A 16442-nucleotide genomic window follows, 5' to 3' on the forward strand; every position below is an offset into this window, starting at 1 on the left:
AACGTTTAGGACGCAAGTGTTTCCATGTTTTTATTGTAAAACAACGATTAATTTTTTTTCCGCGATAACGTACTTGTTTCTATCCGTCTATCCTGTCCAACAGGGTATTTAAGAATGTTTAATCTCTTAAAGTAGTTAGATCCTGCATTGGCGCTGGCAAATTCAAATCAGCTATTGCTGTATAGACAGATTCATCAACTTTAAACCCCCATTTTCTAAAAAAATCCGAGAGATCTTTTTGAGCAATCTGACATGCAGACAGCATAAAATAGCGCATTTTCTCTGCATCTGTCGAAACTGCGGGCCTGTTCTCGCGCGTAGTTTTGCTAAGTTTGATGTAAAAATCGTCGCCAAATCCCAACCAGAGTTGATGAAACATAATCATTTTCAAATCATTATCCCCCAAATTAAAGTTACGATCAGCGATATTTTTTTGAAAGTAAGTCGTCAATTTAGGCCAGGAATTATTGGCTGTCACTCGACTTACCGGCAATCCAAATCCCCTTTCGCTGGCTAGGGAATAGACATTCACGGTTGTTTCTGTCAGATTGCCCCAGGTCCAAGCTTTTTGTTGATAGGTGTGGCCGACCTCATGCCATATTCCCCATCCATTTGTATTGGACAGATATTTTGGCTGCAACATACGATAAGATAAGGCATCGGTAAAATAAATAGAAATACCGGCTGCCATATAGCCTCCAGCACTCGAATCCCTCACGGTAATCAGATGCTTATTGTAAGGTATCGCATGAACTCCACTGGTACCATTCAAGCCACTGATCCGATTGGAAAAGTCAATAATTGAATCCAGTCTATTAACAATCAGCTGTTGATCTTCGTCCCTGTACAACAGGGCATCGGCAATTTTGGCTACCATAATGGTGTGATCCGACGAGAAGATGACATCCGGAACGGTACTTTTCAACGAATCCAATGTAGCTACCCATTGCTCATGGGAGGTTATCCCCTTTTGAAAGTAAGGGACCGGAATAAATCCATTGCCAAAAGAAAGCTCGATTTCTCCAGTTGTTGTATAATTATCAGCTGTATAAATCACATAAACCAATCCCCCGTATTGATCCACTGTGAAAGTTTGCGTACCTGCCTGGAGATTGAAATACTGCCGGACTGGTCGAATATTATCTCTAAAAGGCGTCCCGATCGCTAAGCGTGCTGCTGTAGTACCCGAGTTGACTTTTACGTTTATGGTTATGGTACTGTTTGGCGCCACATAAAATCCGGTCATTTGCATTTCATTGTGATTCGCTCGAAATTGAAGTCTATCAGCCTCCGTTGCGGCCGAAGGACTTACGTTGAATAGTTGGACCGAATCCGCTATTGCTAAGGATTCTGCGCCGGTATCGTTTGGTAAGGTGTACATTAAGCTGCCATCTTTCCGGCAGGAAATGCTCATAGCGATCACTAAAATCGTGATTAAGGAAAACACGGTCTTTCTCATAATTTTTAAATAAAGTTTATAAATTGTATTAATTGTCCGCACTTCTTCCGATCATCCTACAAAGCCTCAGCGGCTGTTTCGAAGTTTTTTATTTTTTTTATCGATTTAGGATTCCACAAAACTTGAAACAAGATGATCCATACAAAGAATTCTCTTCACCTTCGGTAAAGTATTAGTTCATAATCTTAAAGCAAGATATAATATATTGTACAGAAAAATAATCAACTGCTTCAGATCAAACGTTTGCACAATCAACGAAAACCTTTTCGCTTAGACAAACATCAAATAACCCAAAAGAAAGTATATTTTATAAAAAATGACAAGAATCGAGTAATAACCTTATTCTGTACCGCGATAGAAGCTAGATGTTATTCAAACTAATCGCTCAGATCTAACGCTATTCGCTCGAACACTCCATCATCCAGCACTAGCGGAGCTGCGCATGATCATCTCAATAACCATGATTAAATTATAGATGAAGATGACTTGAAGTGGATTAATTAGACGTGAATCCTAAAAAACCTAAAAAAAAGCAGTATAACCAAAGGTTATAATCAACGTATTTCATAGTTTTATTTTTAATAAAGATAACATACGTAAAAACCTATATTACAAAGAATAATACAAAATAAAACAAGAGAAAAATGAAATCAGAAAATAGAACAAAAAAACGATTTCTCTCTTCTCGGAGCCAAGTTTTAATTTATCCTTCTATTTTTCAAAGGATAATCTGCTTCGCTTCAGTTTACCAGAATCAATTATAAAAAATTATAATTTTAAAAAGCGAATCGTTAATTTCGAAAAGTACACTATGAAATTAATACCCTAATTTTGCTTGTATTCAAAAAAGTTTGATGAAACATTTAATCTAAACTATAGCCTCAGAACACTATAGTGAATCAATAACAAGCGATTATCTTAAAACATGAAAAATAACATAAAGGAACAAAAAGAAACATTAAATCAATTGGATCAAAATTCAGCACCGCTAGCGGAACACCCCATTATAGTAGAATTTAAAAAACTCATTCACCAGTATCCTCAGAATCACTGGGATCTCCAATTCTACTTGAAAAAGCTCAACGTTTCAAGAATGGCCTTACATCGATTGACACTTTCAAGCAGTGAAACTTCACCCAGCACGATCGTCAAGGAAATTGTCGCAAGTGAGATTGCCAAAAAACTTGCTACCACTGAAATTCCGATTAAAGAGTTGACTTCGTATTATGGTTTTAGTTCTTCAGCATCATTAACACGGTTTATAAAAAAGCATACCGGTCTGAGTCCCCGAAAATTTAGGGCATTAAATGCGCTGGATTATATTTAAAAAATAACTCGAAGCTATCTCCCGATCGATAGCTAAAAATTGAATAGCATAGGGTAAGCTTTTTATGAAATTTGGGCGATATTCCTATATTTACCAGTATTTAATGCTGATTTGGTAAAGCTGCATAGTACAAAAAATCAAGATAGTGTATCTACTGCTTTTTGATAAGCCTGTAGTTATTCAGCGGTTCGTCCTTTTGCACGGCATACTGATCTTTGAGTTGCATCACCCAGCCCTCACCCTCTACGCGTTGCCCTTCGATTTTTGTAGGCCTACTAACTGTTATTTTATCCCAATTGGGCCCCATAAGCGCTCCACTTTTGACTTCAAGAATCCCCCAGTTATCAGTAATCCTTATGGTTGGATAAACAGTTCCCAAATCTGCGATTGGAAGGATATTTCTCGGATCAAAAGACACATTCATTTTCTCGAATTTTATAGTCATATGAGGCTGGTCTACAAACAAGGAACGATAAAATGCGATTTGCTTTCTTATTTTTTCCGCACGTAGCCGCTCTTCTCTGAATACCAGGTTCCCGTTATACTTCGCTGCTATGACTTTTACTGTTGCCGCAAGATCTTTCGGAACCTCAATGTTCAATTCGCGCATAAAAAATGCGGTTAAATCCGTATTTACTGAAATCTTTTGGTTCCAAAGCGGATCCTTTAAACTCATTATATAACCATAGATCGGCGTGGTATTATAGGCAAAAGACCTTACATAAGTGGGATTCGAGAAAAATCTGTCTACAACATTAGTAAAATGTTTTTTTGTTTTTTCTTTGTTTCTCCCACTAATCATTAGCCCGGTATACTCTGCGATTCCTTCATTAAGCTCCAATTGGTTTTCAATGTGGGCAGAACCTGGAAAAAGTGAATTTCGATACTTCCGAAAAATCAAAGCACCCTTCAAATGCATTCGTTGTTCATCTTGCGCGTCTGAACAAACCGCCTTTTTAAGTGCTTCCAATTCTAAACGTAAATATATTCGTCCATTCTCTTGGTCGAGATGGATACTTTCGCTGTTATTTTGAACAAATCCCAAAACCGATTGTGCTGAATGAAACAATTCATGGGCCAACAAATTGATCCGTGTATAATAATCTTTAGATAAAGGCAGCATAATCATCGCCCAAGTAAGCCCATTCCACGTTAAAGATGTATTGGCAATATTTACACTATCGGGTAATTTACCGATATAGCTATTTTTGTATTGCACAAACGAACTATCGGCACCAGAGTTATTACTAAATAGCTGCCGCGTATCAGGGTTTACCAAAATAATATTATCATATAAATCCCTATTCCACAACGAATAACCAATCTTAGCCGCAGTTTTAATTTCACTAAAGTACTGAACGATACTCTCTGGCTTTATGTCCTTAAATTCTTGCCCAAATGCGAATACACAGAACCAAAGATATAGAAGCGTTATAACTATTTTCTTCATTAAACAATTATGAAAAGGGATTATAAACGATATTTTTTAGTTTAAAGATATTGTTAAAGTTTGACAAACACCTTCTTTTTAAAAACTAAAAATACACATTATAAAACTAAAATATCTATCATTAAACAAAAAAAAGCGCACTAATCTGTGCACTTTTTTTGCTAAACATTATTATGCTTTGTTTAAACTTCACGATAAAGTTCCTTTGAACTATGAGGTCGCCTTAAGATATATTGCTGATTCCAAGGCCAATCCCTCGAATCTGCTAATCCCTGGCTGTTTTATAAATCCATTCTGCTCAAAAAATCCTATCGACGAACTTATTATGGGTTCATTCACCCATATCACGTCATAGGGATTGCAGACGGCAAGACATTTGTCCATTAAAGATGTCTCCATTTGCTGCCGAGCTGCATGTTGGCAGACACCAAAGTCCGCGATTCGAATCGCACGTGTACCTGCCAGGGCATCCGGTTTCTGCCCTTTCGAGGTTATTCTTGCATAACCCATTGGTTGATCGTCGGCATACACCACCAGCCATTGGTTTGACATGCTGTTTATTTCGTTGACAAGTGTTCTGGAATTAAAATTGTCAGCGATGTAATGTTCCAGTTCAGCTGGCTCCACTAAGTTGGCGAATTTTTCTAGCGCCAGTGTTTTGGTGATCATCGACAACGCTTCAATTCCCTGCTCTGTTGCCACCGTAAATTTTGTAACTATATTCATATATGCATCTCCTATTAAACAAACAAATGTACATGCTATCACTTGCTATTATTCGATACACATTATTCATTTAGCATCAGTACAGCTACAGGTTCCCACATAAATACCGACCTATATGCTGGATCGCTTCAATTCGTTTATCAGAAAATTTATCCGCGATGACCAACCTAAAATAATGTCCAAAAGTATTCGCAAAAGAGAACGTATAACCCGGTGTGAATCTCGCACCAATTTTTTCACATTGCGCATAAAAATCCGACATATCTGTACTTTCGGGCATTTTAACCCAAAGACTATATCCACCTGCCGGGGCAATCACTTTGGTTTGTTCGGGAAAACTGGAAGCGATTAGGTTGGTGGCTAGATAGGCATTTTTTGCCAGTTGCATCTTCAGTGAACGAATATGCCGATCGTAACTACTGCTGCCGATTAAACGGCTTACAGTCTCCTGATTCAAAGGGGAAACTGTACTGCCCAACGCAAACTTGATCTGTTCGGCATCTTTCAGAAATAGCCCTGTGCTTAACCAGCCCAGTCGAATTCCAGGTGCCAGGGTTTTTGAATAAGATGAATAAGTCATCACCAATCCGCTTTCATCAAATTGTTTTAAAGTAGATGGTCTACTCCCGTGAAAGTTTAGGTCGCCATATATATCGTTCTCGATAACAGCAACATGATATTGATGAGCAATCGCCAATAAAGCAATTTTCTGTTCATCTGCAAGCAAAATACCTGTTGGATTATGAAAATTCGGTGTTAGCACGACGGCTTTTACAGCACTTCTTTGACATGCTCTTCTAAAAAAATCAATATCGAAGCCTTCTTTAGTCAGAACAGGAACTTCAATGACACGCAGTTTGAGCACCCGAATGACCTCCAATACAGAAAATACACATGGACTTTCCACAGCAACAATATCTCCGGCTTCGCATACGGCTGCCAAGGCGATATACAAGGCCTGTAAAGCGCCATCTGTGATCAGCAGTTCATCTGTATGCAGCAAGGTCTGATGAGAGGCCGCACGGCTGACAATGTTGTCCTTCAATTGTACAGAGCCATTAGACGGATAATAGCGTAGCAATCCTGCCCCTAGTTCCCGAATGACCTGTTGCATCGTCCGAAGTAAAAGTTTTTGCGGAACAAGGAGATCCCCTGGAGCCGCAACATTAAATTCCGAAAAACCCCGCCCCAAAGGTGACGCTGTTGTCAGGCCCAGCCTTTGTTCAAAGACAGCATCCCTTACTATTGGTGGACGACCATGCCCTCCTGGTTCTGCCAGCATTTCATTTTTCGCACTGACATAGTAGCCAGATTTCGGAACGCTTTCCACTAGGCCACGAATCATAAGATATTCGTATCCAGCTTGAACAGTACTCATACTTAAACCATAATAATCTTTAAAATCACGTACTGAAGGTAGCTTTTGTCCGGGTTTATAGACCCCTGATTTTATATTTTTCTCGATTGCCTGTGTAAAGATTTCAAATTTATAGTTCTTCATCTGTATTGATCACTTTTACCTATACTGTACCTGTATCGCAAATCTAATCAATCTAAATTTGTCTAAAAAAGAAATGACAGGTAATTATCAAATCAACAGCCCCAGTGAATTACGAGCTCTTCCACAGGAGGTATTACCCGAATTAGGTCAGGAATTAAGGAACCTCCTCATTGACCATATTGCTACACATGGCGGTCATTTTAGTTCAAGCCTTAGTGTTGTAGAACTTACCATAGCAATACATTATGTGTTTAACACCCCTGAGGATAAATTGATATGGGACGTTGGTCATCAGGCTTATGTCCATAAATTAATCACAGGTAGAGCGCCTCGCTTCCATTCGAACAGGCTTCTACATGGCATCAGCGGATTTCCTGTTATGGAAGAAAATAACTTTGACGCCTTTGGTACTGGTCATTCATCCACATCCTTATCAGCAATTCTGGGTATGGCCTGCGCGGCCAGGTATAAGGGTGATCATAACCGTCAACACATCGCTGTTATCGGTGACGGCGCCATGACTGCCGGTCTAGCATTCGAAGCTTTAAATAATATTGGTTTCGAGCAGCCCGACCTATTGATTATATTAAATGACAACAATATGTCTATTGATGCCGGTACGGGAGCGCTACAAAATTATCTGACCGACCTGACCTCGGGGCAAGCCTATAATCAGTTCAAATCACAGATCAAAGCTGCTGTCGCGTAATAAGGATCGGGCACAATGGTCAATTGCTGCGATTAGAAAAATAGAGAAACTGATAAAAACGGGACTACTTGCTTCAAGCAATATTTTTGAGGCCTTAGGTATACGTTATTTTGGACCAGTGGATGGGCATAATCTCCATAAGCTTATCAAAATATTCGAGCAGTTGAAGCATATAATGGGGCCCAAAATAGTACATTGTGTGACGCAGAAAGGAAAAGGTTTTGCACCGGCCATGTTAAATAAGGCAGAATGGCATGCCACGGGGAAATTCGACAAACTGACAGGTGAACGGTTAGAACACCAGCTACCGCAACTCCACAACGAGACTTTTCAGCAGGTGCTGGGCGAAACGCTGACACAGCTGGCCCGAAGGAATAGTCGTATTATGGCTATTAGCCCAGCGATGCTTTCCGGCAGCAGGCTAACCGCAATGAAACAGCAGATGCCCAACCGTGTTTTTGATGTTGGTATCTGCGAACAGCATGCCCTTACTTTTTCTGCTGGCCTTGCTGCCGATGGACTACTTCCTTTCTGCTTTATCTATTCGACATTCTTACAACGCGCCTATGATCAGCTTATCCACGACGTCGCTTTGCAGAAATTGCCAGTCGTGTTCTGTATTGACAGGGCCGGTGTTGTCGGTCCCGACGGCCCCACTCATCAGGGGGCATTCGACATTGCTTTTCTCCGATGCATACCCAACATTACGGGCGCTTCCCCCATGACGCTTACAGACTTTAAAAATTTGTTGTTCACGGCTCAGGACATCGCTCTCGACGGACCGTTTGCAATCCGCTACCCAAAAGGTCGAGGTAACCAAGAGAAGCAATCCGACAAATATAAAAGACTTGAAATGGGAAAAGGAAGAAGACTTTGTTCAGGTAAAGACATTGCCCTACTCTCTCTTGGACCCGTTGGTCAATATGCACAGGACGCCTGCTGCGAGCTGCTCCAGGAGGACATCCACGTCGGGCACTATGATCTCCGGTTTTTTAAACCGCTCGACGAAGCGTTATTACATGAGGTATTCCAATCATATTCGTCTATCATCACCATCGAAGATGGATGTATCGCAGGTGGAGTGGGCACCGCAGTGCTTGAATTTATGGTGGAACATGGTTACTCGGCTACGTTAAAACGTCTTGGTTTGCCCGACTCGTTCGCAGTACAGGGTACACAGCAACAGCTTCACCAACTTTATTACTACGACAAACAGGCTATTATAGCCACAGTGAGACAGCTACACAGAGATACAGCTGGCGAAGTTTAGCTAAAAGGTCTTTTTGTCAGGACATACCTTTCATAGACTTATTTCGTCTTCCAATTGTAAAAAGAATCTATTAGAGTCAAAACTGTTTATATCTTCTAAGTTAAACATCCAGAAAGGTACGGTGTTTGTAGCCTACATGAAAGAAACAATGTTGTTTCTTTCATGTAGCAATCCATACCATGAAACACTTATTCGTCCTCCTTGCTATAGCGACCGGCTTATTTCTGATCAGCAAGGTTTGCTTTTCACAAAAAGGGAAAGACTTAAAACCGTCAACACAAAATACTATGAATACTACAAATCAAAAAGATCATGTTGTCTATTTTGCAGGAGGATGCTTCTGGGGAACTGAGCACTTCTTTAAACAAGTGCGCGGGGTCACCGCAACGGAAGTTGGCTATGCCAATGGAAACCTTCAGCACCCTTCTTATGCACAAGTTTCGACAGGAACGTCCGGGTTTGCCGAAACCGTAAAGGTAAACTTCGACCCAGCGCTTGTCGATCTAAAGCTGCTCGTAGACCTTTTCTTCAAAACAATTGACCCAACTTCACTGAATAAACAAGGCAACGATATCGGTACGCAATACCGTACAGGCATCTATTATACCAATGCCGACGATGCTGCTGTTATCAAAGAGCAAATAGCTGCTTTAGCAAGTCAATACAGGAGCAAAATAGTGGTGGAAATAGAACCTTTACAGAATTACTATAATGCTGAAGCTTATCATCAAAAATACCTGGACAAAAACCCCGGTGGTTATTGCCATATAAGCCCTGATTTATTTGAACTTGCACGAAATGCCAACCCCGAAAAAGCGAAAGTGAACATTGAGAACAGGTATAAAAAAGCTGACAAGGAGACCTTGAAGAAGGAGTTAACTCCATTGCAATACGATGTTACACAAAACAGTGCAACAGAGCGCGCATTTGACAACGCCTATAATGACGAATTTAGGGAAGGCATTTATGTCGATATCACAACTGGAGAACCCTTATTTGTCTCAACAGATAAATTTGAATCGGGCTGTGGATGGCCAAGTTTTTCCAAACCAATTAGCGATAGCTTGATTCAAGAACACGCCGACAATTCGTACGGGATGCGCAGAACGGAAGTACGCAGCAAAACTGGTGATGCACACCTCGGCCATGTTTTTAACGATGGACCCGCAGATAAAGGTGGTCTACGCTATTGTATAAACAGTGCTTCACTTCGATTTATTCCAAAAGACAAGATGAAAGCACAGGGCTACGAGAAGTACTTGCCCCTATTGGTAAAAAAATAATCTGCAGCGCCTCGATTGAGGCGCTTGCCCTGAACATTTCAACATCCGTCAAGCCATCGTTACAATAACCTATTATTCAATGCATAAACCAATGCTTCATTCATGTTACTTACCCCCAGTTTTTCAAATAATTTTCGCCGATGAAATTTCACCGTGTCAATGGAAACGAAAATTTTTTCGGAAGTTTCATGAATGGTCAGACCGCGATGATAAAAGCGTAAAATTTCTATTTCACGTTCGGTAAGGTTAATCTTTTTTTGGGAGTTCCATCTCCCAGTCAACAGATCCAACTCCCAAACTAAGTTGGAGTGGAACTTTTCGATCGTCACGTTGCCCGAAGACACATTGGTGGATAAAGATACGATACAAATTGCCTTCCATATTTTCCCCTCTTCTGTCAAAAAAACCGGCGTCAGTTTATGATTAATCAAAATAAATTTGTTATGCGCATTTTGTATCTGAAAATCATACGATATAACGTAAAGCTTCCGTTCCTCTATGGGTATTTTTTCGTAAAAACTGAACCCCGCTTCGTTAATCGTAATGAGCATCCGGAAATCATCGGACGGAACATATTTTTGATAAAAGCCATAGCCCATTTCCATCACCTCTGTGGCTGTTAAACCAGCGAGAAACAGCGGGTTGTCTGAAACAAACTCAAAGCTTTTGGCCTGATAATCGATTAGATAGATACTCTGGTAAGTAATTCGTGAGAAAGCTTTGACAAGCTCAATATAGCCATGCGTCTGCAGGATGTCCTTTTCTGAAAGACGATCAACATTATTTTTTTGTGAAAATAGCGCGTTAAAATCCATAACGAAATTCTAAGTTTCGAAGTTAAATAAAACTACACTCAAGTGTAGCTTTTATTTGGACAAACTGTAATACTTTTGGACAAAACAGCTAGAAAAATACAGCTAACTGAACGAAAAGCCGGAAAAAACATAAATCCATTTCTTACACAGATGCTTATTAAAACTATACAGATTCGAAATATTGGAATCGCCCTTGGGGTCTTATTTTTTGGGAACAGCTACGCACAGCAGAAAATCGAAGTTTTAAATTTTGGGACATTTCACATGAGCTATACCCCTGATGCCCATAAAGTAGAATTTGATGAAAAAGATCAAAAAAACAGAAGAGAAACTTATCATGTAGCCAAACTGTTGGCTGATTTTAAACCAACCATCATTTGCGTAGAAGTCATTTCTGAAAAAAACAAAGAATTGAACAGTGACTACAGATCTTTTATCGACGACAAAGGCCATAAAGCTAAGTTTGGTGGTGAAATAGCGTTAATCGCTTATGAAGTTGGCAAACTTGCAGGGGTAAAAACAATTTATGGAATTGATGAACAACAAACTGCAGCATATAATTACAACATTGCCAATGAACTGGAGAACCAGGTGGATACTGTAACGTATAAAAACTACATGGGAAAAATCATGAAGGAATTCACCCATATTGACCAACTCTCCATTTTAGATAAATTAAAGGTATTTAATCACAAAGAGACCCTGCAAAAATTTATCAATGTAAACGCTGATATCTTAACCTACAGTAGTACAAAAGGTAATTTTGAAGGAGCAGACGAAGCCACTAAATTTTACGGAAGAAATCTACGGATACTCTCCAATTTAAATCAGATCCCTGTCACGGCGCAAGATCGTATTTTGCTGATCACCGGTGCTACTCACGCAGCTTTTCTTGGTGAGTTTTTGCAACGGAGCCCCAAATACAAGCTTGTGGAAGTTGCTGAATACCTCCAATAAAATGGTCCGTAAAGAAAGTTTGCCTTTATAGGCTTTAAAAATGATATAGAGTACCTAACCTTAATTACCTAAAGAAAAACTTCAACATGATAACTTGCAAAAACTGCGGTACAGACATTACGTCAAAATTTTGTCCCGATTGTGGCCAACCTGCAACGCTGAAAAGAATAGATGCGCATTATATCACCCATGAAATAGAACATGTGCTTCACTTTGAACGCGGCATTCTCTATACCATTAGCGGATTGGTAACAGCGCCGGGGAAGAATGTGCAAAACTACATTTCTGAGAATCGTAGCCGGCTGGTCAAACCTATTATTTTTGTTATAGTAACCTCTTTAGTGTACTCAATTATTGCCCACTTTTTCCATACTGAAGAACGGTATATGCAGTCAATCGACAGCCATGGTATTGAAAGTAAACTCATCATCACGACCCACATCTTCCGATGGCTACAAGATCATTATGGTTATGCTAACATTATCATGGGATTCTTTATCGCCCTTTGGACTAAATTATTCTTTAAAAAATACGGCTATAATCTTTTTGAAATCATCATCTTATTATGTTTTATTATGGGGATGGCGATGTTAATTTATGCTTTTTTTGCAATAATTGATGGTATAACCCACCAGCGTTTTATCTTATACGCAACATTGGTGACCTTTGCATATTACTCCTGGGCCATGGGACAGTTTTTTGATAAGACTAAAAAGATCAGCTATTTCAAAGCATTTGCCGCTTTAATAATAGGCTTTATCTCCTATTTGATCGTCATAATGTTCATTGGTATTACCCTGGATATACTTATAAGATAGCCATATTGTAACGAACGCAGCCTTGTGTATCAAAAATCACCGTGATCAATTGATGCGATAAATAGGATAAAGAAGATGTGACTCTTCATAGTAAGGTGAATGTTTGTATATCCAATCCAGCTGCGCACTACTACTCGCAGCAAGTTTAGGGTTGTTCATCTTCTCGCGTTCAAAGGCAGCTCTTAAATCTTTATTCTCTTTTAGAAGTTTGGCTGCTGTATCTTCAAAAACATATGCTGAATAATATTCTTTCTGTCCTAAGATCGCATCAAAGAAATTCCAATTAAAATAAGAGTCTATTGCTTCAGGTTCTAAAGTTTCCAGCAAGAACTTTACACCGTCCTGATTCAAGGGGACTAAATAATCACCAGCACGAAAGTTTACCTTATTGGATTCCCGGAGGAGGCTGGTATCAAAATGTAAATAATGCCCTTCATAAGGACTTGAAGTTGTCTTGAAATCCTTAATTCGATACTGTTCCACCGCTATTACCGTATCTTGTTTTAGCGGAATCATTTTGATCTGATTGAGTGTTAGCAAGTTAACAATTTCCCATTCAGACTGCGGAATGACATAATACGATGGAATAGTTACTTCTTTTGTCGGAACATAGGTATTATATAACTTAACTTGTTTTGAAAACTTAGCGTTTCTATCATACCACAATCTATCTTTCGAGGAGACATCGCTCGGCTTATATTTTGCCTCGAAGCCCTTAAAGTCCAGTGGTTCATATTTCGATGAATCAAGCTTCCATGCTATGGCATATTTATCCCCTATTTGATATTGCTTGAGGTTTTCAGTTCTTTTTTGTTTAATCTCCTTATAATGCTGTTCCATAAAATCCAGATTACAACGCATATAATCATAAGTCGCTTTGACACGTTCTTGATAAGGTTTCAACATATGTGTTTCCACCACGGTTCCGATGACATTAAATAGACTGGTGTAACCTGTTGCATATCTTGGCGAATCCATAAAAGTTGGAAAACCACCATCAGGTACATCGTTGTGGATGTTAACATAGGGAACAGACATAAACCCTTTCTCCTGGAGATCTTTCAGTAAGGTTTTTTGCATGTTGTTATTAAAATAATTACCTAAAAGGTTTCCCAGACGTTCTTTGTTTGTTGAGATATAAGTAAAAGTGTACTGATAATCGGCCCCATTGCTCACATGATTATCGATAAAAACATCCGGCTTGACCCAGTGGAAAATCTGCTGAAAACTGCGCGAGTTTTTAGTGTCTGTCTTAATAAAATCCCTATTTAAGTCATAATGCCTTGCATTTCCACGAAAGCCATACTCTTCAGGGCCATTTTGGTTAGCTCGGGAAAAGCTCCCACGATTTAACATCCCACTGACATTGTAACTCGCGAGCGCAACAACGATAACATTTTGAGGTGCCTTTACCTTTCCTGTCGCCAAATCCCGCATGAGCATCATAGTGGCATCAATACCATCGGGTTCTCCGGGATGAATACCGTTGTTGACCAATAAAATACACTTCCCTTTCCTAGCGACTTCCAGTGTCTTTCCAAACGGATTAAATACGACCACATCTATTGGTTTATTGTTATCGTCTTCTCCCTTTGTTTCATAATGAATTGATGTATATTTCTCCGCCAATTCCTGATAGTAGGCCCGCATTTCTTCAAATGTTGTGGATTGATTACCATTGCCCCGTTCATAAGGTGTAGGCATTTGCGCATAACTTCTGCCAAAAAGCATAAAAGAAAATAATATCAGGAACCGTTTCATAAGATCAATTTAGCGTCCAATTTACGATAAACTTGTTAAAATACATAAGCTATCTCCACCGTCTATCAAGAACGACTTCTCAATAAAAACAAAATCCCTCAGAAATGTAGGGATTTTGTGATTGCTCTTTTACCGGTATTTTAATTGCTGACCTCGTTTAATAATTCGATATCTTCTGTATCCAACTTAAGAGCCGGCGCCGCACATAGCGTATCCAATTGACGCTCACTTGTGGCACTCACAATGGGAGCGGTAATCAGCGGTTTAGCCAACAACCATGCTAATGCTACAGTAGCCTGTTTTGTCTCATGCTTCTCGGAGATAGCATCGAGCGCTTTCAGGACAGCTTTACCTTTAGCATCAAAATATTTTTTGATCCCACCGCCCCTTGCCGTTTTATCAAAGTCAGTTTCAGTACGGTATTTACCGGTCAAGAAACCTGCTGCAAGCGACCAATATGGAAATACACTCAACCCATACTTCTCGACCAAGCCCGCATAATCTGTTTCAAAACCTGCACGCTCTACCAAATTGTAATGCGGTTGCAACGCAACATATTTGGGAAGACCGTTTTTCTCTGCTACATCAAAGCTTTCCGTTAAACGCGCTGGCGATAGATTGGAAGCGGCGATATAACGTACCTTGCCTGCCTCTATTAAGTCCGCATAAGCCGACAACGTCTCTTCCACGGGGGTTATGTTATCGTCAAAGTGGGTATAGTATAGATCTATATGATCTACTCCCAACCGTCGTAATGATTCATCAGCCGATTTCAAGATATGTTTCCTTGAGATATCATATCCGTGTTCCTTGGTCTCCGATCCGACTTTTGTTGCAATTACTATATTTTGACGGTTACCACGGCTTTTTAACCATTTTCCAATAATTTCTTCGGACTGCCCTCCGGTTCCATTTACCCACCACGAATAGGTGTCTGCCGTATCAATAAAATTAAACCCTGCTCCTACAAATTTATCTAACATTTCAAACGATTGCTGCTCATTTAATGTCCAGCCAAAAACATTCCCACCAAAATTAATTGGAGCTATCTGCAAATCTGTGTGCTGTATTTCTACCTTCTTCATTGAAATTATCTATTTTATTGTTCCTTTAAATAAAAAAATAGCTATGCCTTTCCAGCTGAAAAGCTCAAGCTAAAGTTACGGTATCCATCTTGAATCATGTCAGCATTCTTCAAATCCAATTGTCAAAACGCGTAAAGATTTTATTGCGATTAAAAAAATAGGTCGGCTCTTTAACCGACCTGTTCTTGGATTACTTTTCAATAGACGACATGTCGATTACGAAACGATATTTTACATCACTATCCAATACCCTTTGATAAGCCTCATTTACATAGTCGATATCAATCATTTCTGTTTCGGGTAGAATATTATGTTCAGCACAAAAATCAAGCATATCTTGAGTTTCCTGTATTCCCCCAATGCTGGAAGCCGTTAGGATCTTATTTCCCCCCATAATTGAGCGTCCATTGATTTCCATGGGCGCAGCTGGAATCCCCACACAAATATAAACTCCCTTTGTTTTCAATAATGCAAGATAGAGGTTATAATCATGCGGTGCCGATACGGTATCAATAATAAAATCAAAATACGATGAGAATTCTCTTATTTCATCTGCCTCATGCGTATTTAAGAACTTGTGTGCGCCAAGTAGAGCCGCATCCTCCTTCTTACGTGGAGAATGGCTTATCATTGTGACTTCTGCTCCCATTGCTACTGCAATTTTAACAGCCATATGTCCCAATCCACCTAAGCCCAACACACCAACTTTATGTCCTTTGCTAATATTCCATCTTTTTAATGGCGAATAGGTGGTGATTCCAGCACAGAGTAGCGGTGCCACCTTTTTAATATCCAACGATTCCGGCACATGCAGCACAAAGTCCGCATCCGCAACAATATTATTGCTATAACCACCAAAAGTATAGCTGTGATCATGCATCACATCCTTGCTGTTGTAAGTCCAGACGGTCTTCTTTTCCGAACAGAACTGTTGTTGGTCTGACTTACAGTTATCGCATTCGCCACAGGAAGCCACCATACAACCGACACCTGCCAGGTCTCCTTTTTTGAACTTAGTCACTCCACTACCAACGGCACTTATCCGACCGACAATTTCGTGCCCGGGAACAATTGGGTACTGTGTACCACCCCACTCGTCATGTACTTGATGAATATCGGAGTGACAGATCCCGCTGTATAAGATATCTATTAAAACATCGTTTGCACCAAGCTCCCTCCTTTCAAACTCCCAGTATTCAAGTGGAGAACTGCTGTCTTTCGCCGCATAACCTTTCGACTTAATCATATTATCTTTTTTTATAGACCACAATTTGGATGCGA

General features: G+C 39.8%; 14 protein-coding genes and 2 pseudogenes. 8 read left to right on the plus strand and 8 right to left on the minus strand.

The window, feature by feature from the left end; genetic code table 11:
- Nucleotides 1-118: 118 nt before the first annotated feature.
- Nucleotides 119-1459 (minus strand): M60 family metallopeptidase, encoded by a 1341-nt coding sequence (locus B3297_RS01360; RefSeq protein WP_201639170.1) that lies wholly within the window; start codon nt 1457-1459, stop codon nt 119-121.
- A 925-nt stretch (nt 1460-2384) separates the two neighbouring features.
- Here B3297_RS01360 and B3297_RS01365 point away from each other — a divergent pair.
- The gene (locus B3297_RS01365) at nt 2385-2786 is read left to right on the plus strand and encodes a helix-turn-helix domain-containing protein (RefSeq protein ID WP_070561060.1); all 402 of its coding nucleotides are present in this window, start codon (nt 2385-2387) and stop codon (nt 2784-2786) included.
- A gap of 151 nt (nt 2787-2937) precedes the next feature.
- Here the strand turns inward: B3297_RS01365 and B3297_RS01370 are convergent, their stop codons facing one another.
- The 3 genes from B3297_RS01370 to B3297_RS01380 form a co-directional block, all read right to left on the minus strand.
- The gene (locus tag B3297_RS01370; protein WP_070561061.1) at nt 2938-4236 is read right to left on the minus strand and encodes a hypothetical protein; all 1299 of its coding nucleotides are present in this window, start codon (nt 4234-4236) and stop codon (nt 2938-2940) included.
- A 210-nt stretch (nt 4237-4446) separates the two neighbouring features.
- Complete coding sequence (locus B3297_RS01375) at nt 4447-4962, minus strand: N-acetyltransferase (protein WP_070561062.1); 516 nt, start codon at nt 4960-4962, stop codon at nt 4447-4449.
- 85 nt (nt 4963-5047) lie between these two features.
- Complete coding sequence (locus B3297_RS01380) at nt 5048-6463, minus strand: PLP-dependent aminotransferase family protein (RefSeq protein WP_070561063.1); 1416 nt, start codon at nt 6461-6463, stop codon at nt 5048-5050.
- A 58-nt stretch (nt 6464-6521) separates the two neighbouring features.
- On the opposite strand from B3297_RS01380, the gene B3297_RS01385 reads away from it, so the two are divergent.
- The 5 genes and pseudogenes from B3297_RS01385 (at nt 6522) to msrB (ending at nt 9725) form a co-directional block, all read left to right on the plus strand.
- Nucleotides 6522-7172: a 1-deoxy-D-xylulose-5-phosphate synthase N-terminal domain-containing protein gene (locus tag B3297_RS01385; RefSeq protein WP_286778301.1), complete on the plus strand. Its 651-nt coding sequence runs from the start codon at nt 6522-6524 to the stop codon at nt 7170-7172.
- A 52-nt stretch (nt 7173-7224) separates the two neighbouring features.
- Nucleotides 7225-7317 (plus strand): annotated as a pseudogene (locus B3297_RS01390) (1-deoxy-D-xylulose-5-phosphate synthase N-terminal domain-containing protein); the annotation flags it as partial.
- Nucleotides 7318-7371: 54 nt separating this feature from the next.
- Nucleotides 7372-8442 carry a transketolase C-terminal domain-containing protein gene (locus B3297_RS01395; protein WP_286778302.1) on the plus strand — a complete coding sequence of 357 codons (1071 nt, stop codon included), beginning with the start codon at nt 7372-7374 and terminating at the stop codon, nt 8440-8442.
- Nucleotides 8443-8729: 287 nt separating this feature from the next.
- A pseudogene (gene msrA, locus B3297_RS24695) lies at nt 8730-9197 on the plus strand (peptide-methionine (S)-S-oxide reductase MsrA); the annotation flags it as partial.
- Between the two features lie 108 nt (nt 9198-9305).
- Nucleotides 9306-9725: a peptide-methionine (R)-S-oxide reductase MsrB gene (msrB, locus tag B3297_RS24700; RefSeq protein WP_349676162.1), complete on the plus strand. Its 420-nt coding sequence runs from the start codon at nt 9306-9308 to the stop codon at nt 9723-9725.
- A gap of 59 nt (nt 9726-9784) precedes the next feature.
- Here the strand turns inward: msrB and B3297_RS01405 are convergent, their stop codons facing one another.
- Nucleotides 9785-10540, minus strand: a complete 756-nt coding sequence (locus B3297_RS01405; protein ID WP_070561065.1) for a response regulator transcription factor — start codon at nt 10538-10540, stop codon at nt 9785-9787.
- 150 nt (nt 10541-10690) lie between these two features.
- Here B3297_RS01405 and B3297_RS01410 point away from each other — a divergent pair, with 150 nt between their 5' ends.
- Nucleotides 10691-11497, plus strand: a complete 807-nt coding sequence (locus B3297_RS01410) for a DUF5694 domain-containing protein (RefSeq protein WP_070561200.1) — start codon at nt 10691-10693, stop codon at nt 11495-11497.
- A gap of 86 nt (nt 11498-11583) precedes the next feature.
- Nucleotides 11584-12315 carry a DUF3667 domain-containing protein gene (locus B3297_RS01415; RefSeq protein ID WP_236560211.1) on the plus strand — a complete coding sequence of 244 codons (732 nt, stop codon included), beginning with the start codon at nt 11584-11586 and terminating at the stop codon, nt 12313-12315.
- A 45-nt stretch (nt 12316-12360) separates the two neighbouring features.
- Here B3297_RS01415 and B3297_RS01420 read toward each other — a convergent pair whose 3' ends face one another.
- The 3 genes from B3297_RS01420 to B3297_RS01430 all read right to left on the minus strand — a co-directional run bounded on the left by B3297_RS01420 (nt 12361) and on the right by B3297_RS01430 (nt 16407).
- Nucleotides 12361-14076 (minus strand): hypothetical protein, encoded by a 1716-nt coding sequence (locus B3297_RS01420; protein WP_070561066.1) that lies wholly within the window; start codon nt 14074-14076, stop codon nt 12361-12363.
- Between the two features lie 140 nt (nt 14077-14216).
- On the minus strand, nt 14217-15161 hold the full coding sequence (locus B3297_RS01425) for an aldo/keto reductase (RefSeq protein ID WP_070561067.1): 945 nt from the start codon (nt 15159-15161) through the stop codon (nt 14217-14219).
- A gap of 190 nt (nt 15162-15351) precedes the next feature.
- The gene (locus B3297_RS01430; RefSeq protein WP_070561202.1) at nt 15352-16407 is read right to left on the minus strand and encodes an NAD(P)-dependent alcohol dehydrogenase; all 1056 of its coding nucleotides are present in this window, start codon (nt 16405-16407) and stop codon (nt 15352-15354) included.
- Between the last annotated feature and the right edge of the window lie 35 nt (nt 16408-16442).

This window comes from Sphingobacterium sp. UBA3519 (assembly GCF_002377215.1).
In the GTDB taxonomy this organism is placed as follows: domain Bacteria; phylum Bacteroidota; class Bacteroidia; order Sphingobacteriales; family Sphingobacteriaceae; genus Sphingobacterium; species Sphingobacterium multivorum.

Bases quoted from the DNA above. Each gene is read 5' to 3' on its own strand.
- B3297_RS01405 (WP_070561065.1), bottom strand. From the start codon at position 10,540: ATGGATTTTAACGCGCTATTTTCACAAAAAAATAATGTTGATCGTCTT.
- B3297_RS01420 (WP_070561066.1), bottom strand. From the start codon at position 14,076: ATGAAACGGTTCCTGATATTATTTTCTTTTATGCTTTTTGGCAGAAGT.
- B3297_RS01365 (WP_070561060.1), top strand. From the start codon at position 2,385: ATGAAAAATAACATAAAGGAACAAAAAGAAACATTAAATCAATTGGAT.
- B3297_RS01375 (WP_070561062.1), bottom strand. From the start codon at position 4,962: ATGAATATAGTTACAAAATTTACGGTGGCAACAGAGCAGGGAATTGAA.
- B3297_RS01360 (WP_201639170.1), bottom strand. From the start codon at position 1,459: ATGAGAAAGACCGTGTTTTCCTTAATCACGATTTTAGTGATCGCTATG.
- B3297_RS01425 (WP_070561067.1), bottom strand. From the start codon at position 15,161: ATGAAGAAGGTAGAAATACAGCACACAGATTTGCAGATAGCTCCAATT.
- B3297_RS01370 (WP_070561061.1), bottom strand. From the start codon at position 4,236: ATGAAGAAAATAGTTATAACGCTTCTATATCTTTGGTTCTGTGTATTC.
- B3297_RS01415 (WP_236560211.1), top strand. From the start codon at position 11,584: ATGATAACTTGCAAAAACTGCGGTACAGACATTACGTCAAAATTTTGT.
- B3297_RS01380 (WP_070561063.1), bottom strand. From the start codon at position 6,463: ATGAAGAACTATAAATTTGAAATCTTTACACAGGCAATCGAGAAAAAT.
- B3297_RS01410 (WP_070561200.1), top strand. From the start codon at position 10,691: ATGCTTATTAAAACTATACAGATTCGAAATATTGGAATCGCCCTTGGG.
- B3297_RS01430 (WP_070561202.1), bottom strand. From the start codon at position 16,407: ATGATTAAGTCGAAAGGTTATGCGGCGAAAGACAGCAGTTCTCCACTT.